This window comes from Thauera butanivorans (genome assembly GCF_048398245.1).
Classification (GTDB): Bacteria; Pseudomonadota; Gammaproteobacteria; order Burkholderiales; family Rhodocyclaceae; genus Thauera; species Thauera butanivorans.
The window spans coordinates 533,250-555,375 of the sequence record NZ_CP183038.1 but is presented as its reverse complement, the minus strand read 5'-3'; the positions used below and the strand labels follow the sequence as shown (position 1 = coordinate 555,375).

Genomic DNA, 22,126 nt, shown 5'->3' with positions numbered 1-22,126 from the left:
GCCCCTCAATCCTCGTGCCGTTCGTGGCTGGCCACGGCGCCCAGCTTCCAGTAGCCGGCGGCCCTGACGTGGGCGCCCGCCAGTCCGGCCACATCGACCAGATGGCGCCTCAGCGCGCGTGCGACCGCCGATTCGGCGGCGACCCAGGCGTGGCCCTCGCCCTCAGGCAGCTCGAGCGCTGCCACCGCGCGCAGCAGGAGTCCCGGCGTGCCGGGGGCGGCGCCATTTCGATGCACCCAGTGCACTTCGACATGGGCGGGGCTATCCAGCACCTGCCGGTCGGCGGCGCCATCGACTTCCGCGACGACGATGGCGCGTGCGCCGCCGGGCAGCTCTTCGAGCCGGCGGCCGATGGCCGGCAGGCCTGTTTCGTCGCCGATCAGCAGGTACCAGTCGAAATCGTTGCCGGCGATCCGCGAACCGCGCGGGCCGCCGACCAGCAGGCTGTCTCCGGGACGGGCGCGCTCCGCCCACTCGGTGGCGGGCCCGCCCTCGTGCAGCACGAAATCTATCGTCAGTTCCTGGCGCGCGGCGTCGTAGCGCCGGGGGGTGTAATCGCGGGCGGGCGGACGCACGCCCTCGGCGAAGGCCAGGCGTCCGTCCGCGCCGCGGACCGGGCGCTGCCCGTCGCCGTCGGGAAAGAACAGCTTGACGTGGTCGTCATGGCCGTCGCTGGCGAAGCCGGCCAGATCGGCCCCGCCCAGGGTGATGCGCCGCAGGCGGGGCGAGGGCTGTTCCACCGCCAGCACCAGCAGCTGGCGCAGGCGAGATTCGTGGCGGATGCTGCGTTGTCGGTCGTTCATCGGGGATCGGTTCCGGTTGGAAATGGAAGGCCGGGCGGCATCAGGCGGCCTGGCCGAGCGGCTGGAAACGCGTCAGCGGCGCGCGGCGCAGGACGACGTCGTCCACGCCGCCGACGACGATGTGGTCCTGCTGGGCCGGATCGGTTCCGGGATGGTCGGCCAGGCGGTGGAGCCCCCGCGTCTCGGTGCGCGCCTGGGCGCTGCGGTAGATCCAGCGCGCGCCCGCCAGCATCGATGCGGCTTCGCGGGCCTTGAGCACCTCGCGCAGGTCGCCGCCGCCCTGCAGTCCGGCGCGCGCGGAATCCCACAAGCCGTCGAGTGCGGCCAGCGAGTCGCGCAGGCTGTCCAGCGAGCGGAAGACGTTCTTGGAGATGGGCAGGATTTCGGCCTGCACGCCCGCACCGACCGCCGCCGCGGACACGCTGCCTTTCGCCCGCGGCCGCAGGCCGAGACCGCCGATGGCTTCCAGCCTTCCGCGCGGGCGGCGGTACGCGGCGGCATCGGCCGCGGCGGCGCTGCCCGCCCACTCGGCGGATACCAGGCACCAGGCGATGGCGGGCCCCGCGCCGCTCATGCCGGCACCGGTCAGGCGCGTGCGCTCGGTCACGTCGCCGGCCGCATACAGCCCCGGGATGCCGGTGGCGGCGCGCTCGTCCACCACGAGCCCGCCGGTGGCGCGCACCAGGCCCTCGTACAGCAGTTCGACACGGAAGCGCTGGGTGAAGGGGTCGACCCCGATGCGGTCGAAATACTGGAACACGTTGGCATTGTTGCGGGCGAAGGTGCTGAAGCCGGCAGCACCACGGTTCATCGACGCATAGGCGGCGCCGGTTTCCATGATCGCCCGCGCGATGTCCGGCACTGCCGCCCAGCCGTTGATCGGCAGTTCGCGTCCGTGGGCGTCGTAGAAGGTGGCGCTGCCGTACCAGAAGCCCTTGGTCGTCGGGCTGCCCTGCGGGGCGATGCCGTAGTGGCCGCTGTATTCCATGCCGACGAAATGCGCACCGGCCTCGGCCGCCATCAGGTGGCCGTCGCCGGTGATGCCGTTGGTTCCCATCGCCCCGGAACGGAAGGCATTGCCGCCGGTGGCGAGGATCACCGCCCCCGCCCGCACGGCCCAGGTGTCGCCGCTCTGGCGGTTCACCCCGGCCGCGCCCGCGACCCGGCCGTCGGCCATCAGCAGTTCCAGCACCGGGCTGTGGTCGAGGATGCGCACACCGGCCTTGCGCAGCTGGGTGCGCAGAAAGTGCAAGGTGTAGGCGCCGCGGAACGTGGTCAGCCGCTCCGGCGTGCCGGGCAGGCGGTTCCCGCCCGGGCGGCCCTGGTTGGGCAGGAAGCCGAACGCCTTCAGCTTGAGCCCGATTTCGTAGCTCTGCCCGAAGACATGCTCGATGAAGGCCAGGTCGTCGATGCCGCAGGCCGCGTCGTGGCGGTCGCGGATGATGCGCTGGTTGTACTCGGCCTGCCCCGGCACGGTATGCGAGGCGCCGCCGCTGGCCGCGGCGACCACGCCGGCGGTACCGACGTAGCCCTTCTCGGCCAAGACCACGTTCGCACCGGCCTGCCGCGCGGTCAGCGCGGCCCAGCACCCCGCGATGCTGCCGCCGATGACGAGCACGTCGGCGCGGTGCTGGAGGTCGTGGCTGTCGTCGTCCACCTGATTGCTGGTCGGATAGCGTGCCATGTCAGAAGATTCTCCGTTTCGTTGCACAGCAAAGCCCCGCCGCGGCCGGCAGTGCCGCGCGGGGGGAAGGCGGGAGGGCGGCGCCCGGCCTCATGCCGGCACCGTCTGCGGCGCGCCGCGCTTCCAGCCGGAGATGCGCCCATAGCTGCCGACGGTGCCGTTCTCGATCAGCGGAGCGAGCCGCAGGCCGGCCTCGGGCTCGCGGAATGGAGACACGTAGAGCGCATCGGTCGGGCAGTACAGCTCGCACAGGAAGCAGGTATGGCAGTCTGCCTTGCGCGCGATCACGGGCAGTTCGCCCGGCTCGGCATCGAAAACGTCGTTGGGGCAGGCCTTCGCGCATTTCGCGCACTGGATGCAGCGGTCTTCGAGAACTAGCTCAATCATGGGTCGTGGAATACGGGAAGTTATGCCGCCGCGCCGCCGGACGGCGGCGCGGAAAAGCGGGAATGGAGCGGCCGCCGGAAGGGGCGCCGCGCCTCGTTCAGAGAAACTGTTCCGCCCCCACCAGCCCGACCTTGGTCAGGCCCTTGCGCTGGATCGCCGCCATCACCGTCACCACGGCGCTATAGGGCACGGCCTTGTCCGGGCTGACGTGCAATTCGGGCGGCACGGGCGCGGCCGCGATCGCCGCCAGGCGCAGCTCGAGCGCGTCGCCGCCGTCCACGACCTCGCCGTCGAAGAACACGACGCCGGCCGGGTCGATGGTGATGCGGACGACCTCCGGCGGGCTTTCCGGCGGCGGCGGGTCGCCGATCGGCATGTTCATGTTCACCGAGTGCAGCTGGATCGGGATCGTGATGATCAACATGATCAGCAGCACCAGCAGCACGTCGATCAAGGGCGTGGTGTTGATGTCGACGAGGACTTCGGGATCGGCCGAGGCACTGGCTGCGGCTAGGTTCATTCCCATGTTTCTGGCTCCTGGAGTCCCGCGTCAGCCACGGGGCGGCGGCTCGGTGATGAAGCCGAGCCTGAGGATGCCCGCCCGCTGGCAGGCGAACACCACGCGCCCCACATGCTCGTACAGGGCGGCCTCGTCGCCGCGGATCTGGACCTCGGGCTGCGGGGTCTGCTGCGAGACGTCCTTCAGCCGGGCAAGCAGGGCATCGTGATCGGCGAGCGCAAGCTCGTTCCAGAACACCTTGCCGTCGCGATCGACGGCGATGTTGATGTTCTCCGGCGCGGCAAGGCGTGGCTGGTTGAGCTCCTTCGGCAGAGAGACCGGCACGGTGTTCGTCACCACCGGCACCGTGATCAGGAAGATGATCAGCAGCACCAGCATGACGTCCACCAGCGGCGTGGTATTGATCGCGGAGACGACTTCGTCCTCGTCTCCGCTGGAAAAGGCGATCGCCATGGCTCAGCCCGCCGCCACGCGCACCGCATGCAGCTCGCGCGGCGCGGCCTGGGGCGCCTGCGCCGCGGAGCGCGCCGCCTGGGCGCCGAGCAGAACGGCATGCAGCTCGGCGCCGAAGTTGCGGACGTCGTCGAGCGCCGCCTTGTTGCGGCGCACCAGCCAGTTGTAGCCGAGCACCGCGGGCACCGCGACGGCCAGGCCGATCGCGGTCATGATCAGGGCCTCGCCGACCGGGCCGGCGACCTTGTCGATCGACGCCTGGCCGGAAACGCCGATCGCGGTGAGCGCGTGATAGATGCCCCACACGGTGCCGAACAGGCCGACGAAAGGCGCGGTGGAGCCTACCGTGGCCAGGAAGGCGAGCCCGCTCTGCAGGCGGCTCTGCACCTTCTCGATCGAACGCTGGATGGAGAGCTGGATCCAGTCGTTGAGGTCGATGAAGCCGAGCAGGCCGACGTGGTGCGCCGTCGACTCGCTGCCGGTCCTGGCGATGTAGTGATAGGCGCTGCGGGAATCGAGGGTCTCGAGCCCCTTCTCGACATCGCCCGCGGCCCAGAAAGTGCGCTTCGCCTTCCTGCCCTGGCGCAGGAGCCGGGACTGCTCGAACAGCTTGGTCAGGATGATGAACCAGCTCCCGACCGACATCAGCACCAGGATGGCGAGCGTGCCCTTGGCAACGAAATCGCCGGCGGCCCACAGCGCCTCGAGGCCGTAGGGGTTCTCCACGACGGTGGCTTCATCCGCCTGGGCATGGGCCAGGGGCGAGGCCAGCACGGCGGCGGCAAGCAGCAGCCGCGGCCAGAGGGTGGCGAAGGAAGGTCTGCGGATCATCTGAATACTCCTGAGTCGTATTGTCTGGAAGGGAACGCGCGCGGCCATGCCGCACGCTCAACTTTCATAGCGGAAGGCGAAGGGCACGCGCACCCGCACGTCCTGGCCCTGCCCGGTGCACTTGAGCTTTGCCACCGCGGCGGTGGCCGCGGCGTTGAAGATCGGATTACTGCTGCGCGCCACCGCCACGTTCTTGACGGCGCCGCTGGCATCGACGGTGAAATCGACCACGACATCGCCCGACAGCCCCAGGCGCTCGGCCTGCGACGGATAGGGCACCGCGCTGCGCACGGCGACGTGGTTCGCGCAGGTGACGGCGATGTTGACGACCGGCGGTGCGGCCGGCGCAGGCGCGGGAACGGGCTTGGCTGGCGGCGGCGGCTCGGGCGCGGTGGCGACGATCACCGGCGGGGGCGCCACCACCGGCACCTCGACCGGCGGCACGTAGGCCGGCGGCGGCGCCTTGGGCGCGGCCCTGACGACCTTGGGTTTCGGCGGCGGCGGTGGTGGGGGCGGCGGCGGAGGCGGCGCCTCCTTGATCTCCTCGATCAATGCCACGTCGAGCGGCGCCTTCAGCACCTGCACCACCGAACGCGCCAGGCCGCTGGCCAGGCCCCATGCAAGCAGGACATGCAAGCCGAGGACCGCGGCCAGCCCGATCATGTAAGCACGCGACGGAGCGCCTTGTTCCGCATAACTCATACTTTCCGTTTCTCCACGAATGCCTGCCGCAGCCCGATTGCATGCCGTTCTCCCGGCGGCGGCCAGGCAAGGCTTCTCAATAGCAACCCGCGTGCCTGAAGCACGAAAAAAACCCGAAAGCACGAATAATCAATCGATTGGGCAGCCCCGGAGGGCAGTCTGAAAAATGGCGATCTGCATTTCGCCGAACAGGAATGCTGCGTCAGCAACACATTCGCGCGGCCCTGCTGAATTCGGAGCAGCCCCCGCTTCTTTTCCCTCCGGTGGCATCGATGCCAGAGAACGAAACCGAGGCCGCAGACAGCGCTATGGCACGGCAAGGCTGAGCAACGCGGTCATCGCCTTGAAGGCGAACCGGCATCATTCTTCCGCCTCATATCAATCGTAGAAATTCATGGTTCATGCCGCAGCATCATTTTCTTAGAGTGGAGTTCACGTCGATCCACTTACCGGACGCGCCCCGGCGCAGAACACCATGGACACTGCTCTCACCGCTGCTCGCGCCCGATCTCCTTCCAGGCAGAATTTCGAGATCCGCAGCCTCGGCCCTGCGCTGGGCGCCGAACTGATCGGTCTCGACCTCACCCGGCCCGTTTCCGAGCCTGACTTCCAGCGCATCCGCCGGGCGCTGCTGGAGCACCACGTGCTGGTGTTCCGCGAGCAGCGCATTTCGCCGGCGCAGCAAGTGGCCTTCAGCCGGCGCTTCGGCCCGCTGCAGAAACACGTGCTGCACCAGTTCGCCCTCCCCGCCCATCCGGAAGTGATGATCATCTCGAACATCAAGGAGAACGGGGCGCCGATCGGGCTGGGGGATGCAGGACATTACTGGCCGAGGAGGACAGCCGGGCATTGCTCGAGCAGTTGTTCGCGTTCAGCACCCGCCTCGAATTCATCTACCGGCACGTCTGGCAAGCCCATGACCTGGTGTTCTGGGACAACCGTTCCATCATCCACCTGGCGGCGGGAACCCCGGACCACCTGCGGCGCAAGCTCTACAGGACGACCATCGAGGGAGACGCGCCCTTCTGATCGGCGCTGCCGCCGAATCGCGCTGCAAACCCCGCATGCGACGTGCCATGCGCAGATCCTCGCCGCACCCGCCCTGCTGTGGTTCGGCCTGGGCGAAGGCAGCCTGGAACGGCTCACCGAGCGCCGCTGAGGCCCGCAGCACCAGGGCTGAGGCCCGGCCGTTCCGTCACAAGGTTTTCAGGAACGCCAGCAGCGCGGCCTTCTCCCCGTCCGTCAATTGCAGCGGACGCAACTGAAGCGACTTCCGCGCGGCGGCGGCATACAAGGGGTGGGCCGCTTCGGCCGCGCTGCGCGCCCAGGTTTCACCGCCGCCACGGTCGTACAGGTTGATGACGCCCTCCAGCGTCCGGAACAGGCCGTTGTGCATGTACGGCGCGCTGTCGGCGACATGGCGCAGGCTCGCGGTGCGGAAGGCGCCGGCATCGGCGCTGCGGCCGGTGACGTGGTAGCGGCCGAGATCTTCCGACGGTTCGCCGAAGAAGGAAATGCCGAGGTTGTGAAAGCGCCCGTCCGCCAGCAGCGGTCCGAAATGGCAATTGGCGCAGCGTGCCCTGGTGCGGAACAGGTGCAGCCCGTCGATCTCGAGATCGGACAACTGGCCGTAGTCGCCGGCGACGAAACGGTCGAAGCGGCTCGGTTTGTCCAGCGTGCGCAGGAACGCGACGAGGGCATCGCCGAGCGCTGCCGCGCTGATCCCGCCATCGCCGTAATGCTCGCGGAAACCGGCCGCCAGCCCGGCGTCGGCGCGGATGCGCGCCAGCACCTGGTCGAGGCTGCGGTTGCCCATTTCATGCGCCAGCGTCAGCGGAGCGAGGACTTGCGCCACCAGCTCGGCGCCGCTGCCGTCCCAGCCCAGCCGCGGCTGCCGGACAGCGGTGTGGAGCGCCGGCGGATTGCGCCGTCCGCGCCGCCCGCCATGGCCTTCCGCCACCGCCGCCGGGATGCTCCAGCCATGTTCCGGATGATGGCAGCCGGCGCAGGCGGGTGCGCCATCGGCCGCCAGGCGGGGGTCATGGAACAGGCGCCGGCCCAGCGCGGCCTTGCCGTCCGCTGCCGAGCCAGCCTCCGGCACCGCAGGCGGCAGGGCGCCGAGCTCGACGAAAGCCACCTCCGCATCGATCCATGGCGCGGGCCAGCGCCCGGGAGGCTGCCGGTACGCTGCGTGCAGCGCAGGCAGCGCCTCCTCGTCGGCAGCAGGCGCCACCGGCCAGGACAGCGACAGCATGGCCAGCACACCCGCCAGCACGCGGCAGACGGAAGGCGCGATCAATGGCAGTCCGGCCCGATCTGGTCGAAAAAAACTTCGAAAGCGACGTTGGACGCCCATTTGTCGACCCGCCGGCGCCAGTTCGCGGAACTGTCGAGCGCCACCAGCGCCGCGTGCAGCGCCGTTTCGAGCTCGGGCCTGTCCGCCATCAGCGCGAGCTGCAGCGGCGTCGGCGGCCGCGCATCGAGCGTCGCCGAAAACTTCCTCCACTCCGCCTTCACCCGCAGCGCGTCCACCAGCACCGCATCGTGCACGGCGGCATCGCACTGCCCGGTGCGCATCGCGATCAGCGCCTGCGCAGGCGCCTCGAAAACTTCGACGCGCGCGCCGAGCACATGCGCCAGCGCCTGCGCCCCGGTGTTGGCCACGGTCACGCACAGCACCTGCCCGTCGAACTGGCGCCAGTGGCGCAAGCCGGTGTCGGAGCGCATCAGCACGTTCAGACCGGAGGCGAAACCGGTGTCGAGCACCGTCACCGCCTGCGGCGGCAGCGACGGCGGCAGGCCGCGCATCAGCAGCGCATCGACCTCGCCGTCACGGAGCGCCGCATGCGCCCGCTCCGGCGCCAGCGGCAGCAACTCGAGCTCGGCGCCCAGGTGGCGCCCGATTTCCTCGGCCAGGCCGATGTGCAGGCCGTCCGCAGTGTAGTCACGGCTATCGCTGCGCGGCTGCGCCATGCCGGCCAGGCCGATCTTCAGGCGGGTTCCGGCAGGCAGACGGAGCGCCTCGCCATGACCGGGGCGGACCGCCTGCCCTCCAGGCAGGCCGAAATGCGCCTGCGCCAGCCCGAGGCCGATCGCAGCGAGCAGCACGCCGCCCGCGGCAACCCGGCGGACGCGCCGCCGAGGATGGCGGCCACGCGCGGCTCCCGCGTGTTCAGCCGAATCATCTCCGGCAGCCACCGGCGACGAGGGCACGGAGCCGTCGCGATCACGTAAAAAATGAAAATGCATTTCGCCCCGGCAAACAAGGCCATTCCGTAATAGGAAATCGGAAATTAGCATCACCACGCTTCATTCCAGGAATAAGAAATTCAGGAATCCTTATCGCCAAAGATTCGTTCCCCGCCTCATTCTCCGCTCATAGAATTTTCATCGATCCAGGAATTGACGAAACCCATTCTGGAATTTTTCTTGAATCAACCCCGGAGAGACGAAATGAAAACACTCGATGAGCGCAAAGGCATTGCCGTCAAGCGCAATACCGCTGTTGCGCTGCTGGCCGGTGCCCTGCTGCTGCCGCTCGCCCCGGCCACCGCCGCCACCGAGGCGCTGCCCGAGATCAACCTGCAACTGTCGCCGTGGTCGGTGATCGCACGGGACAAGGGTTTCTTCAAGGAAGAGTTCGACAAGGTCGGCACCACACGGGTGAACCTGATCGCCTCCGGCGCGGCCGAACTGCTCGGCGCCGAAGCCGCCGCGGTCAACAACGGCGCGATCGCGATCGCCCAGCGCATGATCTATCCGGCGACGGTGCACCGCGCCAACGGGCTGGACGGCGTCGTCGTCTGGGCTTCGGAGCCCTCCAACCGCTACCGGGCGCCGATCCTGACGCGTGCAGACGACGACAGCATCAAGACGGTGGCCGACCTCGACGGCAGGAAATTCGGCAGCAGCCGCATCAGTTGCTACTGGTCATCGCCTTTCGAACAGCTGAACAAGGCCGGCCTGCCCTTCGACTCGCGCGAGAAGCGGGGGCGCGTGCGCTATGAATCGATCGACAACGGCGTGGTGGCGATCTCGGCCGTGCTGTCTGGCGCGACCGATGCCACCACCGCGCATCTGGCGGCAAGCCAGTTCACCGGTGCCTGGCTGTCGGGCAAGCTGAAAGTCATCGGCCAGTCGCCGGACGACGGCGTGTACGTCAATCACGCCGGCCGCGTCACTTATTTCGCCCGCCGCGGATTCGTCGACAAGTATCCCCAGGTGGTCCAGGCCTTCCTCGCCGCGCGCGAGCGCACGCTGGAATGGACGCTCGACAACGTCGATGAAGCCGCCAGGATCGTGGCGCGGGAAACCCGGGTGCCGGTCGAAGTCGCCAAGTTCCAGATCACCCATGCGGGCCAGTGGGAATTCATGGCCGGCGAACCGAACGCCGAGCGCGCGCGCAACGCGATCAGGACTTTCCAGGAATGGCACATCGCCAACGGCGACGACATCCTGTCCGAACGCAGGCTCAGCGACAACCAGATCCACGCTTTCATCGACGAGCGCTTCTTCGTCGGCGGCCAGTACTCGATCTATCGATAAGCCCCACGGCGGGCCGCCGCGCCCGCCTCGACCGATCTCAGGGACCTTCCAATGAGTACAGCAGAAGTCATCGACGGCGGGCCTGCCGTCGCCAAGCCAGGCCGCGCGCGCAAAGCGCGCATCCAGGCCGCCCTCGCCCGCTTCGACCCCATCGGCCTCATCCTGCCGGCGCTGATCCTGGCGGTGTGGCAGCTGTCGTCCTCGCGCGGCTGGATCGACCCGGTCTTCCTGCCCGAACCGCGCGTCGTCGTGGCGGCCTTCTGGAAGATGCTGAGCGAGCAGAACCTGGCCCTGGATTTCGTCGCCAGCATCACCATCGTCGGCCAGGCCTTCATCTACGGTTCGCTCGCCGCCGTCGTCCTCGGCATCGCCGCCGGCCTGTCGCAGCGCTTCGAACGCTTCCTTGGGCCGACTTTCGACACCATCCGCCACATTCCCGGCATCGCCTGGCTGCCGCTGATCGTGCTGTGGCTGGGCCTGGGCGCGCCGGCCAAGATCCTGGTGATCGCCAAGTCGGTGTTCTTCCCGGTATTCCTCAACACCCTGCAAGGCATCCGCAACGTGGACAAGGCCCACATCGAACTGGCGCAGGCGCTGACCCTGACCCGCTGGCAGCTGGTGCGCAAGGTCGTCATCCCGTCGGCCATCCCCAGCGTCATGGTGTCGCTGCGCTATGCCGCCGGCCTGGCCTGGGCGCTGGTCGTGGTCGCCGAAGGCCTGAGCGGCCTCGAAGGCCTGGGCTTCCTGATCTTCCGCGCACAAGGCCTGCTGCTGACCGACCAGCTCCTCGTGTGCATGGCGATCATCGGCCTCGTCGGCTTCGTCATCGACCGCAGCATGTTCCTGCTGCAGCGCCGGGTACTGCGCTGGAAGCAGGGCTTCGAAGGCTGAACCGGCACTGCGCCTTTCCGCCCCGCCTCCGACAACCGACTTCTCCGGGAGAACACGCCATGGCCGAAGCTTCGCGCCTGGAAATCCGCAAGGTTTCGAAAAGCTACAACCTCATCGGCCAGCAGCCTGGCCAACAACGCGGCCAGCAGCGCCTCGACGTGCTGTCCGACATCGAGCTCAGCGTCGAAGCGGGCGCCTTCGTCTCCATCGTCGGCCCCAGCGGCTGCGGCAAATCCACGCTGCTGCGCCTGGTCGCGGGCCTGGACGGCGACTACCGCGGCGACATCCTGCTGCACGGCGAACGCGTCACCGGCCCCAGCCTGTCGCGCGGCATCGTCTTCCAGGACCATCGCCTGCTGCCCTGGCTGACGCTGGAAGACAACATCGCCCTGAGCCTGGAGAACAGCGGCTGGAGCAAGGCCAGGCGCGCCGAGGCGATCCGTTCGCACATCGCCCTGGTCGGCCTGAACGGCTTCGAGAAAGCCTGGCCGCACCAGTTGTCGGGCGGCATGGCGCAGCGCGGCGCAATCGCGCGCGGGCTGGTCGGCCAGCCCGAGATCCTGCTGCTGGACGAACCGCTGGGCGCGCTCGACGCCCTCACCCGCCTGCGCCTGCAGGAAGAACTGCAGCGCATCTGGCGAGTCGAGGGCGTGACCATGATCCTGGTCACCCACGACGTGGATGAAGCGATCTTCCTCAGCGACACCGTCGTCGTCATGAGCGCCAACCCGGGGCGCATCGTGCGCGAATTCGCAGTCGACATCGCCCGCCCGCGCGAGCGCAGCAGCCACGCCTTCAGCGAGCTGAAAGGCGAGATCCTGGCAGCGATGGGCGACAGCATCCACGCCGAGGCGCTGGCCGCATGAAGCGCAGCCGCCACTGCCTGCGCGCCGCGGTGCTGCTGGCCGGCCTCACGCTGGCCAGCAGCGCCGCGGCCGCCGACATTCCGCCGGCGACGGAGCTGCCCGATCTCGCCCCCATCCGGGCGCAGATCTACGCCGGCGAATTCACCGCTGCGGCCGCCGAACTGCAGGCGCTGAGCACCACCGTCCAGCATGCCGACCTCTACAACCTGCTCGGCTACAGCCTGCGCAAGCTCGGCCGCCACGACGAGGCCGGACGCTGGTACCGCGAAGCGCTGCATTTCGACCCTGGCCACCGCCCGGCGCTCGCTTACCAAGGCGAACTTTTCATCGCCATCGGCGACATCGAGGCGGCACACCGGAATCTGCGCTACCTGAACCTGCTGTGCACCGGCCCCAGTTGCATCGAGCGCGACGAACTGCATGCGGCGCTGACGCTCGCAGGCCATCCGCCCCCCCAAGACAAGCCCTGAGACCCGCAAAGGAACCATGAACACTTCGCTGGACGAGATCCTCACCCACCTGCGCAGCACCGCCGTCGAACGCGACGCGCGCGGCGGCCATGCGGCGGCCGAGAAGGCCTTGCTGCGCGACGCCGGCCTGCTGCGCCTGTCGATTCCGCGCGCCTGCGGCGGCGACGAACTGAGCTGGCAGGAAATCTACGCCACCGTGCGCAAGGTGGCAGCAGTCGACAGCGCGCTCGGCCACGTGCTCGCCTTCCACCATCTGCAGGTAGCGACCGTGCTCATCTACGGCAAGCCGGAACAGATCTCACGCCTGCTCAGCCACACCATCGAGCACCAGTGCTGGTGGGGCAACGGCATGAACCCGCGCGACCGTCGCCTGGCGGCGCAGCGCACTGCGGACGGGCTGCAGCTCGATGGCGTCAAGTCGTTCTGCTCCGGCACGGTCGGTTCGCACTTCATGACGCTGTCGGCGGTATTCGACGCGGCACCGCGCCAATTGCTGGCGGTGGTGCCCAGCGACCAGGCGGGTGTCCGCATCCTGGACGACTGGGACCCGATCGGCCAGCGCCAGACCGACAGCAATTCGGTGTCCTTCGATCGCGTGGCCGTGGCCGAGCGCGACATCCTGCTGTGGCCGGAACAGGAGCAGACGCCTTTCCATACCCTGCGCAATTGCCTCGCCCAACTGGTGCTGACCAATCTCTACCTCGGCATCGCCGAGGGTGCCTTCGCCGAAGCGAGAACCTACGCGCACACCCAGGCCCGGCCCTGGCTGGCTTCCAGCGCCGAACACGCGGTCGACGACCTCTTCACCCAGAACCGCTTCGGCGAGATGCACGTGCATCTCGCCGGCGCCCGCGCGCTGGCCGAACGCGCCGCCGAACATGTCGACCGTGCTTTTGTCCGCGGCCCGGCGCTGACCGCGGCGGAGCGCGCCGAGGTTGCCGTCGCCGTCGCCGAATCGAAGATCCTCGCCCACCGCGCCGGCCTTTTCGTCAGCCAAGAATTGTTCGACGTCACCGGCGCACGCGGCACCAAGGCGAGCCTGGGCTTCGACCGCTTCTGGCGCAACGTGCGCACCCATACCCTGCACGACCCGCTCGACTACAAGCTCAACATGCTCGGGCGCTGGTCGCTCAAGGGCGAGGCGCCGGACCCCCAGCTCTACGCCTGAAGGCCATGCGGGAAATGCCGTGCCTCCATCCCGCATGGCGGGCAACCGTCATACATCATCCAGGTCGAATTCGCCGCCACGGCGAGTGAATGTATCCCGGCCATCCGGCTTGCGGATCACGACGATGGTCACGACTGGCGGAGCATGAGGGAAGTCATCCATCAAGTGCTGCTGCACCGGCGGGAACAGCCGCTCCCATAGCCCGATGGAGTTCTCGATCGCGCCCGGCAGCGCCAGGACCGCCGTCAGCATGACGGCCGTCGCCGGGTCGGCCAGCGCGGAGGCCACGCGCTGCTTTGCCTTGACCAGAACTTTCCAGTCGAAGATGTAGCTTCCGCGCCGCAATCCGGTTCCTACGAACTCGAGATCGTAGAGCAGTGCCAGCGCCGGCTGCTGCCGCTTGAATTCCCGCGCCAGCAGATATTGAAAGCCCCTCGCGGCAACCTGCGCATCGCTGAAATCCTCGCTCGGAACATGGAGCGAAACTTCGATCACCGCCAGTATCTTCTCGAGCGCCAGTGCTTCGGAGTGCACGGTGCCGGAAACGGGTTCGTCGGACTGCGTGGTCATGATCTGCTCTCCTGCCAGTCGAAGCGCTCACCCAGCCGAGCCCGCGCCGCCTTTATCAGGCAATCATAGAACACCGGCAGGCGTAGTCCAGGCGGCAAAGCGGCACCCCGCCGAAGGAACCCGTCAATGGACGCGAACAGCCACCCGCGACAGCTTGTCGCGCAGATCGACCACCGAGTGCCGGCAGAACACCAGCACCAGGTCGCGGCTCGCCGCCTGGCGCTTGATGCTGTACAGCAGGTCGTGGCTGACCCGGTTGCACAGCACCACGACGACGCGGGTATCGATGGGAATCGGCTTGCGGTTCTCATGCACATGGCGTCCCGACCAATGTTCGGCGCAGGTGATGCCGAGATGCGCCGAGTGGATGAGTTCGTTCCTGATCGCGTCCACCCGGTCCGCTCCTACCACGAGTGCTCTCATTTTCCTTTCTCCGCTGACATGGGATATCGATCCATGCGTGCCCCGGCTCGGCGGAATTCCATCCGGAATGCCCCGAGCATTTCCGTTTCCGCATTTCCGTTTCCCATTCCGGGGCAAGCCGGGCAATTCATGGATGCCGGGAAGAAAAGATAGGCAAGAACCGGCGAAACGCGAACCAAGTTAATCGGATTTGCATTTTCCGGTTCCAGTGTGATGCTTTCGCCGCGGCGCCTTCAAAACGCTGACGCTCCAGGGAGATCGGTCAATCCGCTGCAGATCGACGCCCCGCCCGATCCAGCAACGATGAAATCCAGCAATTCTTATCGATAAAGATTCGTTCTCGCTTTTTGCGCCTGTCCCTAGACTCTTCGAGGCAAGCGGAAAACCGCACGGCATTTCCATTCCGGCGGCACGACCCGCATCCAACACGACAGGAGATTTCCCTTGAGCCCCCCCATCAAAGTCGTTGCCGTATCCGGCAGCCTGCAACGCCCGTCCCGCACCCTGAGCGTGGTCGAGGCATTGATCGACACGCTGGCCGAACAGGCGCCGATCAGTGCCCGCCTGATCGAACTCGGCAGCATCGGCCCCCGGCTGGCCGGCGCCCTCTATCCGTCCCAGTTGCCGGAGGACATCAAGACCGACATCGCCGCCATCGAGTCGGCCGACTTCCTGGTGGTGGCGAGCCCGGTTTATCGGGCCTCCTTCACCGGCCTGTTCAAGCACCTGTTCGACTTCGTCGATCAGAACGCCCTCATCGACGTGCCGGTGCTGCTGGCGGCCACCGGCGGCAGCGACCGCCACGCGCTGGTCATCGAGCACCAGTTGCGGCCGCTGTTCAGCTTCTTCCAGGCCCACACGCTGCCGATCGGCGTCTATGCCAACGAAGCCGAGATCCGGGACTACAAGGTCGACAGCCCCTCGCTGCGCGCGCGCATCGAGCTCGCCGCCAAGCGCGCCCGCCCCTTCCTGCGCAAGCGGGCCCACGCCCCGGCGGAGGCGCCGAAGTCCGTGCGCGCCGCCGCCTGAGCGAGGACACACGCCATGAGCCTCGACATCTTCTGGTTCCTACCCACTTCCGGCGACACCCGCTACCTGGGCAAATCCAATTCCGGCCGGCCGGTCACCATCGACTACATGCAGCAGATCGCGGTCGCCGCCGACAAGCTCGGCTACGACGGCATCCTGATCCCCACCGGCAGCGGCTGCCTCGATCCCTGGGTCGTCGCCGGCAGCGTCGCTCCGGTGACGCACAAACTGAAGCTGCTGGTGGCGCTGCGCACCGCGCTGACCAAGCCGACTGCCGCCGCGCGCATGGCGGCGACGCTGGACCAGGCGACCCGGGGCCGGCTGTTGCTGAACGTGGTGGCCGGCGGCGACTCGGCGGAACTGGCCGGCGACGGCATCTTCCTCGACCACGACGCGCGCTACGACGAGGCCGGGGAATTCCTGAGCATCTGGCGCCGGCTGCTGCAGGGCGAGACGGTCGATTTCGACGGCGAGCATCACCGGGTGAAAGGCGCCCAACTGCTCTTCCCGGCGGTGCAGCAGCCGCACCCGCCGCTGTATTTCGGCGGATCGTCGAATGCGGCGCACGATCTGGCTGCGGAGCAGGTCGATGCCTACCTGACCTGGGGCGAACCGCCCGCCGCGGTGGCGGAAAAGATCGCCGACGTGCGCGCCCGTGCCGCCCGGCGGGGACGCAAGCCGCGCTTCGGCGTGCGCCTGCACGTGATCGTGCGCGAAACCAACGAGGAGGCCTGGGCGGAAGCCGACAAGCTCATCAGCCGGCTGGACGACGACACCATCGCCAAGGTCCAGGCGCGCTTCGCCTCGATGGACTCCGAGGGCCAACGCCGCATGGCGGCACTGCACGGCGGACGCCGCGACAAGCTCGAAGTGAGCCCCAACCTGTGGGCGGGCGTGGGACTGGTGCGCGGCGGCGCCGGCACGGCGCTGGTCGGCGACCCGCAGACCGTGGCCGCACGATTGAAGGAATACGCCGACCTCGGCGTCGACACCTTCGTGCTGTCGGGCTACCCGCACCTGGAGGAAGCCTGGCGCTTCGCCGAGCTGGTGTTCCCGCTGCTGCCGGGCAAGAAGCCGGTGACGATCCAGGACCAGGTCATCACCGGCGGCCCCTTCGACGCCAGCACGGTGAGCGCATCGCAAAAAGCAGCCGCCTGAATCGCGCGCACGAAGCACCGCCGTTGGACGAGCCCGGCCGCGTCTGGCCGGCCGCCAACGGCGCGGACCTGCGCTAGCGCCGCTCCACGCCGAGCCGGCCCAGCATTGCCGCCATGTCCTCGGCGGAAGTCTCGGGCCTGACCTTGTCATCTATCTGCAGAATCCTGCCGTCCTTGCCGATGTAGAAAGTGTGGCGCTTTGCGTAGCCTCTGTCGTGCAGCACGCCATAGGCCTTGGCCACCGACTTGTCCTCATCGCTGAGCAGGGGAAAGTCGGCACCCGTTTCCTTGGCAAAGCCCTTGTTGTCGAGCAGGGGATCGACGCTGGCCATGAAGTAGCTCACGTCGTATTCGCGGATGAGATGGCCGTTCTCGGCCAGCGATTTGCATTCGATGGTGCAGCCATAGGTATAGGCCTTCGGAAACCAGGCCAGCACCACGGCCTGCTTGCCGCGATAGTCGGCCAGCTTGTAGTGCTTGCCGTCGGAGCCGGGCAGATCGAAATCAGGGGCCTGGTCGCCAACTTCGAGCGCATGGCCCGGCAGCGCAAGCAGCGCCACGCACACGCCCGGAAGAAATTGCCTGACATATTTGAACACGATGATCTCCTTGGCCTTGCGCGATGGAACCGGTTCCCCGAATCATCGCTTCATTCGCTCGCTGTGTGCAAACCATCATTTGATTCGTATTTTTTCGGTTCCGCCGAAATGTTCTTGCGCGCGGCACGGAATGATGCCCGCCCGGCGCCGCATCGCCAGCCCCTTGCGGCCGATGGAAAGCTAAGCTGATTTTCTTGGTTCCGCTTCCCGGGCCCATGCGGACAATCGCGCCACCGATTCACGCAGATGACGACCGCGCATGAAGCCCGATACCGACCGACTCGTCCATTGGCTGGTCAGCGGCCTCGAACTCGACACCACCGTCTTCCACGTCGGCCAGTATTGCGGCGCATGGCGCGCCTCGACGGCCGGCCGCGCACGCGCGAGCTTCCACCTCATCCTGCGCGGCGATTGCTTCCTGCACCTCGGCGGCGGGGCCGGGCCGCTGCCGCTGGGCGAAGGCGACGCGGTGTTCCTGCTGCGCGACCGCCCCCACTCGCTGACGCCCGGACGCCATCCGGGGCCGGACTGCGTGCCGCGCCCGATGCGGCCGATGCAGCCCGTCCAGCCGGACGGCACCAGCCTGGCCTGCGGCTTCTTCGACTTCCGCGGGCCGGCGGGGGCCTTCCTCGTCGAATCCTTTCCCGACCTGCTGGTGCTGCGCGCGGGCTCCGGCACGCTGCGCGCCGCGGCGCCGCTGTTCGACCTCATCCGCGCGGAAGCGGACCGCGACACCCCGGCGGCGTCCCCGCTGATCGCGCGCCTGACCGAGCTGCTGCTGTTCTACCTGATCCGCGAGATGGCCGCGCAGGAACGGATCGAGGCCGGCCTGTGGGCCGTGGCGGGCCGGCCGCAGTTCGCGCCGCTGCTCGAACGGCTGCTCGACGAGCCCGGCCGCGACTGGTCGGTCGACGACATGGCGCGCATCGCCAACATGTCGCGCGCCAGCTTCTTCAAGCATTTCGTCGACGCCAGCGGCCAGCCGCCCGCGCAGTTCCTGCTGTCGTTGCGCATGACCATCGCGGCGCGCCACCTGCGCGACGGCGACAGCGTCACCCGCGCCGCCGAGCGCGTCGGCTACCAGTCGCCGGCGGCATTCACGCGCGCCTTCCACAAGGTGATCGGCGAGCAGCCCGGCGCCTACCAGCGCGCGCGCCGGCAGGCCGCGCACGGCATGCACTGAACGTCTCGCCCCCCGCGCGCTGGACGATCGAACAAGAAACAGCGACAGACGCGCATAGCGCCGCCACACCGCCCTTCGGACAATGGCGCAACCCACACCAAGGATCGAACTCCATGTCCCGGCTCCCACTGCAAACCCTCGACACCGCACCCGAAGCCAGCCGCCCCTTCATCGAGCGCGCGCAGACCGCCAACGGCTTCGTGCCCAATCTGATCGGCGTGCTGGCCAACGCCCCCGCCGCGCTCGAAACCTATTTCACCGTCGGCGACATCAACGCCCGCAGCAGCCTGACGCTGGCCGAGCGCGAAGTCGTGCAGATCACCGCCGCCAGCCTGCATGGCTGCGAATTTTGCGTCAGCGGCCATTCGGCGATCGCGCTGAAGAAAGCCGGCTTCGACACCGCCGCCGTGGTCGCCCTGCAACAGCGCGGCGCGACCGGCAATGCCCGCTTCGACGCCCTCGCGGCCTTCACCCGCGCCCTCGTCGCCAGCCGGGGCGCAGTCGGCGACGGCGAGTTGAAAGCCTTCACCGACGCCGGCTTCACGCCCGCCCAGGTGCTCGAAGTGGTGCTCGGCGTCAGCCTGGCGACGCTGTGCAACTTCGCCAACAATCTCGCCCGCAACGACATCAACCCGCAGTTGCAGGATTTCCGCCCCGGAGTGCTGCAAGCATGAATGCGCGCGTCGACGCTACCGCCCTCGACTGGTTCGACTCCCATGCCGAGGCGCTGAACCGCGGCAACGCCGATGCCGAACGGGTCGTGCCCGAGCTGGGCCGGCGCGGCCTGTTCCGCATCGGCGTGCCGCAGGCGCTGGGCGGCGACGGCGGCGACGGCTTCGATGCGGTGGAAGCGATCGCCGCCGTCGCCGAACGCTCGCTGAGCGCCGCCTTCGTGTTCTGGGGCCAGCGCACTTTCATCGAATTCCTGTTGCAGACGCCGAACGACACCGCCCGCGAACGCTGGCTCGCCGCGCTGCTCGACGGCAGCTTCGCCGGCGCCAGCGGGCTGTCGAACGCGATGAAGTTCCTGTCGGGCATCGAATCCCTTCAGATCGCCGCGACGCCCGACCGGGGACGCTGGCAGCTCGACGGCACGCTGCCGTGGGTCACCAATCTGCGCAAGGCCGGCTTCGTCGTCGCCGCCGCCGTACAGCGCGCCGACGCCACGCCGATGGTGGTGGCGTTGACCGACAGCCAGCCCGGCATCAGCCGCAGCGCCGATCTCGACCTGCTGGCGCTGCGCGGCAGCAATACCGCCGCGGTGGCGATCGAAGCCGCCTCGATCGGCGACGGCCAGATTCTCCACCCCGATGCGCGCAGTTTCTGCCCGCAGGTACGCCCGGCCTTCCTCGCGCTGCAACTCGGCATGTCGATCGGCCTGGCGCGGATCGCGCTGCGCAGCGCGGGCGCGCAGGCGAAAGGCGCACACGCGCTGGTGATACCGCGTATCGACGCCACCTCCGGCGAACTGGAAACGCTGGCCGCCGAGCTGCGCGCCGGACTCGCCGGCGGACACTTCACCACCCGGGCCGCCGCCCTGTTCCGCATCCGCATCCGCCTCGCCGGAATCGTGCAGACCGCGCTCGGCCTCGAACTGGACGCCACCGGCGGTCGCGCCTACCTGAATGCACACAATGCCGGTTTCGCCCGCCGCTGGCTCGAAGCCGCTTTCATTCCGGTCATCACCCCCAGCCTTACCCAATTGCAGGGCGAACTGGCAAAACACGCCGCACCGCCGGCAGGAACCGTCACCGCATGAGCGCACGCCCGGCCACGACAGCACCCGCCCCGGCGGCAGCCACCGGCAGCAGCGCCGTGCTCGATGCCGCGGGCCTGTCCTTCGCCTACGCCCGCTCGGGCGCCGGCTTCGGCGAGGTTTCGCTCGCCATCGGCCGGCGCGAGATCGTCTGCCTGCTGGGCGGCAGCGGCTGCGGCAAATCGACGCTGCTGCGCGTGCTCGCCGGCCTCGAAGCGCCGGCTGCCGGCACGGTGCGTTTTCTCGGCCAGCCGCTGGCGCGGCCGCATCCGCGCAGCGCACTGGTGTTCCAGCAAGCCAGCCTGCTGCCCTGGCTCAACGTGTTCGACAACGCCGGCTTCGGCCTCGACTTCAAGCACCAGCCGGCGGCGGATGCCGCCGCACGCAAGGCGCGCGTGCGCGAAGCCCTGGCGGCGGTCGGCCTGGCAGCGCATGAACGGGCCTGGCCAGCCGAACTGTCGGGCGGGCAGGCACAGCGCGTCGCGCTGGCCCGCGCGCTGGCGCGCGAACCCGAGCTGCTGTTCGCCGACGAACCCTTTTCCGCCCTCGACGCGATCACCCGCGCCGAGATGCAGGCTCTGCTGGTCGACGTCGTGCGCCGCTGGCACGCCGCCGTGCTGCTGGTCACCCACGACATCGACGAAGCCATCCTGGTCGCCGACCGCATCCTGCTGATGGCAGGCCGGCCCGGCCGCATCGAGCGCGAATGGACGGTCGGCATCCCCCATCCACGCGACGCCCACGCCGAAGCCGTCACCGCGCTGCGGCTGAACATCCTCTCCGCCTTGCGCGAAGCCAGCGCCACCGGCGTACCGCCTTCCCCCACTCCCGACGAGGAACCCTCCACATGAGCCGTCCCACGCCTTCCTCCCGCCCGCACATCTGCCAGTCGTCCGCCTGCGGCTGCGGCATGAACCGCCGCGACTTCCTGCGCCTGTCCGCACTGACCGGCGCCGGCCTGGCCGTGCCCATGCTGCGCGCGGGCGACGCCGCGGCGCAGGCGGCCAGGGGCGACGACCTGCCGGTGAAGATCGGCTACCTGCCGATCACCGACGCCACGCCGCTGCTCATCGCCCATGCGCGCGGGCTGTTCGAGGCCGAAGGCCTGCGCACCGAGGCGCCGCGCCTGTTCCGCAGTTGGGCGCAGATCGTCGAGGCCTTCGTGTCCGGCCAGGTGAACGTCATCCACCTGCTGTCGCCGACCACGCTGTGGGTGCGCTACGGCACGAAATTCCCCGCCAAGGTGGTGGCGTGGAACCACATGAACGGCTCCGCGCTGACCGTCGCGCACGACATCGACAGCGTGGCCGGCCTCGGCGGCAAGACGGTGGCGGTGCCGTTCTGGTATTCGATCCACAACATCCTGCTGCAAAAGCTGCTGGTGGCCAGCGGCCTCACCGCCGTGACCCGCCCGCGCGGCACGGCGATCGCCGCCAGCGAGGTCAACCTGATCGTGCTGCCACCGGCCGAGATGGTGTCGGCGCTCGCCGGCAAGGGCATCGCCGGCTTCATCGTCGCCGACCCGTTCAACGCCGCCGCCGAGCTGAACAAGGTCGGCAAGATCCTGCGCTTCTCGGGCGACGTGTGGAAGGACCATGCCTGCTGCGTGACCTTCCTCGCCGAGCGCGACATCGCCGAACGCCCGCAATGGGCGCAGCGCGTCACCGACGCCATCGTCAAGGCCCAGTTGTGGACGCGCAGCAACCAGCTCGATGCGGCCAAGCTGCTGGCCGCCAGCGGCGACAAGCGCTACACCCCGCACTCGGTCGAAGTCCTGGCGAAAGTGCTGTCCGCCACCGACTACGCCAGCTACGAGGCGAGCGGCGTCGCCCGCAACAAGGGCTGGCACCAGCGCCGCATCGACTTCCAGCCCTACCCCTTCCCGTCCTACACCGAGGAGCTGGTGCGCAGCCTGCTCGCCACCAAGGTGGAGGGCGACGCATCCTTCCTCGCCGCGCTGGACCCGGCCTTCGTCGCCCGCGATCTGGTCGATGACCGCTTCGTGCGCACGGCGATCGAACGGGTGGGCGGCCCGCAGGCCTTCGGCCTGCCCGCCGACCTGCTGCGGCAGGAAACCATCGCGGTCTGA

General features: G+C 68.6%; 25 protein-coding genes and 1 pseudogene. 14 read left to right on the top strand and 12 right to left on the bottom strand.

What is annotated here, in order from left to right; all coding sequences use genetic code 11:
• Positions 1-5 precede the first annotated feature (5 nt).
• The 7 genes from ACNQFN_RS02715 to ACNQFN_RS02685 all read right to left on the bottom strand — a co-directional run bounded on the left by ACNQFN_RS02715 (position 6) and on the right by ACNQFN_RS02685 (position 5,380).
• Positions 6-803, bottom strand: coding sequence for a siderophore-interacting protein (locus tag ACNQFN_RS02715; RefSeq protein WP_418647872.1), 798 nt, complete (start codon positions 801-803; stop codon positions 6-8).
• Positions 804-843: 40 nt separating this feature from the next.
• Positions 844-2,487, bottom strand: a complete 1,644-nt coding sequence (locus ACNQFN_RS02710) for an FAD-binding protein (RefSeq protein WP_418647871.1) — start codon at positions 2,485-2,487, stop codon at positions 844-846.
• A gap of 90 nt (positions 2,488-2,577) precedes the next feature.
• Complete coding sequence (locus ACNQFN_RS02705) at positions 2,578-2,874, bottom strand: 4Fe-4S binding protein (protein ID WP_418647870.1); 297 nt, start codon at positions 2,872-2,874, stop codon at positions 2,578-2,580.
• Positions 2,875-2,971: 97 nt separating this feature from the next.
• Complete coding sequence (locus tag ACNQFN_RS02700; RefSeq protein ID WP_418647869.1) at positions 2,972-3,400, bottom strand: ExbD/TolR family protein; 429 nt, start codon at positions 3,398-3,400, stop codon at positions 2,972-2,974.
• A gap of 24 nt (positions 3,401-3,424) precedes the next feature.
• Positions 3,425-3,847: an ExbD/TolR family protein gene (locus ACNQFN_RS02695; RefSeq protein ID WP_418647868.1), complete on the bottom strand. Its 423-nt coding sequence runs from the start codon at positions 3,845-3,847 to the stop codon at positions 3,425-3,427.
• Positions 3,848-3,850: 3 nt separating this feature from the next.
• Positions 3,851-4,678 (bottom strand): MotA/TolQ/ExbB proton channel family protein, encoded by an 828-nt coding sequence (locus ACNQFN_RS02690; protein ID WP_418647867.1) that lies wholly within the window; start codon positions 4,676-4,678, stop codon positions 3,851-3,853.
• Between the two features lie 57 nt (positions 4,679-4,735).
• On the bottom strand, positions 4,736-5,380 hold the full coding sequence (locus ACNQFN_RS02685) for a TonB family protein (protein ID WP_418647866.1): 645 nt from the start codon (positions 5,378-5,380) through the stop codon (positions 4,736-4,738).
• Positions 5,381-5,855: 475 nt separating this feature from the next.
• On the opposite strand from ACNQFN_RS02685, the pseudogene ACNQFN_RS02680 reads away from it, so the two are divergent.
• Positions 5,856-6,200 (top strand): annotated as a pseudogene (locus tag ACNQFN_RS02680) (TauD/TfdA dioxygenase family protein); the annotation flags it as partial.
• 29 nt (positions 6,201-6,229) lie between these two features.
• Positions 6,230-6,409 carry a TauD/TfdA dioxygenase family protein gene (locus ACNQFN_RS02675; RefSeq protein ID WP_418647865.1) on the top strand — a complete coding sequence of 60 codons (180 nt, stop codon included), beginning with the start codon at positions 6,230-6,232 and terminating at the stop codon, positions 6,407-6,409.
• Positions 6,410-6,575: 166 nt separating this feature from the next.
• Here ACNQFN_RS02675 and ACNQFN_RS02670 read toward each other — a convergent pair whose 3' ends face one another.
• On the bottom strand, positions 6,576-7,679 hold the full coding sequence (locus tag ACNQFN_RS02670) for a cytochrome-c peroxidase (protein ID WP_418647864.1): 1,104 nt from the start codon (positions 7,677-7,679) through the stop codon (positions 6,576-6,578).
• Positions 7,676-8,680 carry a hypothetical protein gene (locus ACNQFN_RS02665; protein ID WP_418647863.1) on the bottom strand — a complete coding sequence of 335 codons (1,005 nt, stop codon included), beginning with the start codon at positions 8,678-8,680 and terminating at the stop codon, positions 7,676-7,678. The genes ACNQFN_RS02670 and ACNQFN_RS02665 overlap by 4 nt, the downstream gene beginning before the upstream one ends.
• Positions 8,681-8,833: 153 nt before the next feature.
• Between ACNQFN_RS02665 and ACNQFN_RS02660 the strand changes: the two genes are divergently transcribed.
• From ACNQFN_RS02660 to ACNQFN_RS02640, 5 genes are read left to right on the top strand one after another with little or no spacing between them, the layout of a single operon-like run.
• Entirely contained in the window at positions 8,834-9,925 is a 1,092-nt protein-coding gene (locus ACNQFN_RS02660) for an ABC transporter substrate-binding protein (RefSeq protein ID WP_418647862.1), read from the top strand.
• A 51-nt stretch (positions 9,926-9,976) separates the two neighbouring features.
• On the top strand, positions 9,977-10,816 hold the full coding sequence (locus tag ACNQFN_RS02655; protein WP_418647861.1) for an ABC transporter permease: 840 nt from the start codon (positions 9,977-9,979) through the stop codon (positions 10,814-10,816).
• A 59-nt stretch (positions 10,817-10,875) separates the two neighbouring features.
• Positions 10,876-11,682: an ABC transporter ATP-binding protein gene (locus ACNQFN_RS02650; protein ID WP_418647860.1), complete on the top strand. Its 807-nt coding sequence runs from the start codon at positions 10,876-10,878 to the stop codon at positions 11,680-11,682.
• A complete protein-coding gene (locus tag ACNQFN_RS02645; RefSeq protein WP_418647859.1) occupies positions 11,679-12,152 on the top strand; it encodes a tetratricopeptide repeat protein in 474 nt (157 codons plus the stop codon). The genes ACNQFN_RS02650 and ACNQFN_RS02645 overlap by 4 nt, the downstream gene beginning before the upstream one ends.
• Before the next feature lie 16 nt (positions 12,153-12,168).
• A complete protein-coding gene (locus ACNQFN_RS02640; protein WP_418647858.1) occupies positions 12,169-13,320 on the top strand; it encodes an acyl-CoA dehydrogenase family protein in 1,152 nt (383 codons plus the stop codon).
• A 48-nt stretch (positions 13,321-13,368) separates the two neighbouring features.
• On the opposite strand, the gene ACNQFN_RS02635 is transcribed toward ACNQFN_RS02640, so the two are convergent.
• Together ACNQFN_RS02635 and ACNQFN_RS02630 are read right to left on the bottom strand one after the other, a co-directional pair.
• Positions 13,369-13,890: a hypothetical protein gene (locus ACNQFN_RS02635; protein ID WP_418647857.1), complete on the bottom strand. Its 522-nt coding sequence runs from the start codon at positions 13,888-13,890 to the stop codon at positions 13,369-13,371.
• A 123-nt stretch (positions 13,891-14,013) separates the two neighbouring features.
• Entirely contained in the window at positions 14,014-14,313 is a 300-nt protein-coding gene (locus ACNQFN_RS02630; RefSeq protein ID WP_245650992.1) for a hypothetical protein, read from the bottom strand.
• A gap of 444 nt (positions 14,314-14,757) precedes the next feature.
• Between ACNQFN_RS02630 and msuE the strand changes: the two genes are divergently transcribed.
• Positions 14,758-15,342 carry an FMN reductase gene (msuE, locus tag ACNQFN_RS02625; RefSeq protein WP_418647856.1) on the top strand — a complete coding sequence of 195 codons (585 nt, stop codon included), beginning with the start codon at positions 14,758-14,760 and terminating at the stop codon, positions 15,340-15,342.
• Positions 15,343-15,357: 15 nt separating this feature from the next.
• The gene (gene ssuD, locus ACNQFN_RS02620; protein ID WP_418647855.1) at positions 15,358-16,500 is read left to right on the top strand and encodes an FMNH2-dependent alkanesulfonate monooxygenase; all 1,143 of its coding nucleotides are present in this window, start codon (positions 15,358-15,360) and stop codon (positions 16,498-16,500) included.
• A 73-nt stretch (positions 16,501-16,573) separates the two neighbouring features.
• Here ssuD and ACNQFN_RS02615 read toward each other — a convergent pair whose 3' ends face one another.
• Complete coding sequence (locus ACNQFN_RS02615) at positions 16,574-17,098, bottom strand: peroxiredoxin (protein ID WP_068639202.1); 525 nt, start codon at positions 17,096-17,098, stop codon at positions 16,574-16,576.
• 259 nt (positions 17,099-17,357) lie between these two features.
• Here ACNQFN_RS02615 and ACNQFN_RS02610 point away from each other — a divergent pair, with 259 nt between their 5' ends.
• From ACNQFN_RS02610 to ACNQFN_RS02590, 5 genes are all read left to right on the top strand, one after another.
• Positions 17,358-18,281, top strand: a complete 924-nt coding sequence (locus tag ACNQFN_RS02610) for a cupin domain-containing protein (protein WP_418647854.1) — start codon at positions 17,358-17,360, stop codon at positions 18,279-18,281.
• A gap of 113 nt (positions 18,282-18,394) precedes the next feature.
• The gene (locus ACNQFN_RS02605) at positions 18,395-18,955 is read left to right on the top strand and encodes a carboxymuconolactone decarboxylase family protein (protein WP_068639200.1); all 561 of its coding nucleotides are present in this window, start codon (positions 18,395-18,397) and stop codon (positions 18,953-18,955) included.
• Positions 18,952-20,040 (top strand): acyl-CoA dehydrogenase family protein, encoded by a 1,089-nt coding sequence (locus tag ACNQFN_RS02600; RefSeq protein WP_418647853.1) that lies wholly within the window; start codon positions 18,952-18,954, stop codon positions 20,038-20,040. The genes ACNQFN_RS02605 and ACNQFN_RS02600 overlap by 4 nt, the downstream gene beginning before the upstream one ends.
• Positions 20,037-20,888: an ABC transporter ATP-binding protein gene (locus ACNQFN_RS02595; protein WP_068639198.1), complete on the top strand. Its 852-nt coding sequence runs from the start codon at positions 20,037-20,039 to the stop codon at positions 20,886-20,888. Before ACNQFN_RS02600 ends, ACNQFN_RS02595 begins: the two co-directional genes overlap by 4 nt.
• The gene (locus tag ACNQFN_RS02590; protein ID WP_418647852.1) at positions 20,885-22,126 is read left to right on the top strand and encodes an ABC transporter substrate-binding protein; all 1,242 of its coding nucleotides are present in this window, start codon (positions 20,885-20,887) and stop codon (positions 22,124-22,126) included. The genes ACNQFN_RS02595 and ACNQFN_RS02590 overlap by 4 nt, the downstream gene beginning before the upstream one ends.

Excerpts from the sequence above, each read along its gene's own strand:
- ACNQFN_RS02710 (WP_418647871.1), bottom strand. The coding sequence starts at position 2,487 with ATGGCACGCTATCCGACCAGCAATCAGGTGGACGACGACAGCCACGAC.
- ACNQFN_RS02695 (WP_418647868.1), bottom strand. The coding sequence starts at position 3,847 with ATGGCGATCGCCTTTTCCAGCGGAGACGAGGACGAAGTCGTCTCCGCG.
- ACNQFN_RS02595 (WP_068639198.1), top strand. The coding sequence starts at position 20,037 with ATGAGCGCACGCCCGGCCACGACAGCACCCGCCCCGGCGGCAGCCACC.
- ACNQFN_RS02610 (WP_418647854.1), top strand. The coding sequence starts at position 17,358 with ATGAAGCCCGATACCGACCGACTCGTCCATTGGCTGGTCAGCGGCCTC.
- ACNQFN_RS02685 (WP_418647866.1), bottom strand. The coding sequence starts at position 5,380 with ATGAGTTATGCGGAACAAGGCGCTCCGTCGCGTGCTTACATGATCGGG.
- ACNQFN_RS02640 (WP_418647858.1), top strand. The coding sequence starts at position 12,169 with ATGAACACTTCGCTGGACGAGATCCTCACCCACCTGCGCAGCACCGCC.
- ACNQFN_RS02630 (WP_245650992.1), bottom strand. The coding sequence starts at position 14,313 with ATGAGAGCACTCGTGGTAGGAGCGGACCGGGTGGACGCGATCAGGAAC.
- ACNQFN_RS02715 (WP_418647872.1), bottom strand. The coding sequence starts at position 803 with ATGAACGACCGACAACGCAGCATCCGCCACGAATCTCGCCTGCGCCAG.
- ACNQFN_RS02590 (WP_418647852.1), top strand. The coding sequence starts at position 20,885 with ATGAGCCGTCCCACGCCTTCCTCCCGCCCGCACATCTGCCAGTCGTCC.
- ACNQFN_RS02605 (WP_068639200.1), top strand. The coding sequence starts at position 18,395 with ATGTCCCGGCTCCCACTGCAAACCCTCGACACCGCACCCGAAGCCAGC.
- ACNQFN_RS02705 (WP_418647870.1), bottom strand. The coding sequence starts at position 2,874 with ATGATTGAGCTAGTTCTCGAAGACCGCTGCATCCAGTGCGCGAAATGC.
- ACNQFN_RS02690 (WP_418647867.1), bottom strand. The coding sequence starts at position 4,678 with ATGATCCGCAGACCTTCCTTCGCCACCCTCTGGCCGCGGCTGCTGCTT.
- ACNQFN_RS02660 (WP_418647862.1), top strand. The coding sequence starts at position 8,834 with ATGAAAACACTCGATGAGCGCAAAGGCATTGCCGTCAAGCGCAATACC.
- ACNQFN_RS02665 (WP_418647863.1), bottom strand. The coding sequence starts at position 8,680 with ATGCTAATTTCCGATTTCCTATTACGGAATGGCCTTGTTTGCCGGGGC.
- ssuD (WP_418647855.1), top strand. The coding sequence starts at position 15,358 with ATGAGCCTCGACATCTTCTGGTTCCTACCCACTTCCGGCGACACCCGC.
- ACNQFN_RS02655 (WP_418647861.1), top strand. The coding sequence starts at position 9,977 with ATGAGTACAGCAGAAGTCATCGACGGCGGGCCTGCCGTCGCCAAGCCA.
- ACNQFN_RS02645 (WP_418647859.1), top strand. The coding sequence starts at position 11,679 with ATGAAGCGCAGCCGCCACTGCCTGCGCGCCGCGGTGCTGCTGGCCGGC.
- ACNQFN_RS02700 (WP_418647869.1), bottom strand. The coding sequence starts at position 3,400 with ATGGGAATGAACCTAGCCGCAGCCAGTGCCTCGGCCGATCCCGAAGTC.
- ACNQFN_RS02635 (WP_418647857.1), bottom strand. The coding sequence starts at position 13,890 with ATGACCACGCAGTCCGACGAACCCGTTTCCGGCACCGTGCACTCCGAA.
- ACNQFN_RS02600 (WP_418647853.1), top strand. The coding sequence starts at position 18,952 with ATGAATGCGCGCGTCGACGCTACCGCCCTCGACTGGTTCGACTCCCAT.
- ACNQFN_RS02650 (WP_418647860.1), top strand. The coding sequence starts at position 10,876 with ATGGCCGAAGCTTCGCGCCTGGAAATCCGCAAGGTTTCGAAAAGCTAC.